General features: G+C 66.3%; 2 protein-coding genes. Both read left to right on the forward strand.

What is annotated here, in order from left to right:
* Positions 1-190: hypothetical protein (locus tag H0248_RS21970; RefSeq protein ID WP_219609342.1), on the forward strand; the 190-nt coding region annotated here is incomplete at its 5' end.
* 123 nt (positions 191-313) lie between these two features.
* Complete coding sequence (locus H0248_RS21685; RefSeq protein WP_180787451.1) at positions 314-475, forward strand: hypothetical protein; 162 nt, start codon at positions 314-316, stop codon at positions 473-475.
* Positions 476-537: the final 62 nt, after the last annotated feature.

The following is a 537-nucleotide window of genomic DNA, read 5'->3' on the forward strand; positions in this document are numbered from 1 at the left end:
GCGGGCAGTCACAAAAAGTAGCTCCCCCTCTTCAAGGCCGCCGGACGGTGCAGGGCAACAGGCGCGCCGTCCGTGGCGCACCTCTTGCCGTGTTCGGCCTCATCGCCCCGGCGGTAAATGCCGCCCGGCCAGCACTCATCCAAGTCCCTCTCTGCAACTCACGTTGCTGGCCGTTCGTCATTCAACATAATGTGGCATTACGCGAAAGCCGCTGAACGCGGCCAACGCGTAACACACATTATGTCTGCGCCGGTGGGGTGATGGGCGCGTTGCGGTCTTCTTCCACATCGGCGTGCGGCTGGCCGCCGGGGTTGTGCTCCTCAGAACAGCGCGGCGCACAGGGCTGCGCCCTCTGCTGTCGGCATCGCGCCCGTTCTTCGGCTTCCACGGTGTGGCCGCCCTCCCTGGCGGCGCAGGCTACGGCGTCAGCCTTCAGCAAACATCAACGTCAACAGAACAGGGGTTGTCGGCCTGACGGCCTCCGCTGAAAGGCGTTACCTCCCCCCCGCCCCGACCCCGCTGCACTGGCTGCGCCCG

It is taken from the genome of Pectobacterium brasiliense, from assembly GCF_013449685.1.
Taxonomy (GTDB): Bacteria; Pseudomonadota; Gammaproteobacteria; order Enterobacterales; family Enterobacteriaceae; genus Pectobacterium; species Pectobacterium brasiliense_A.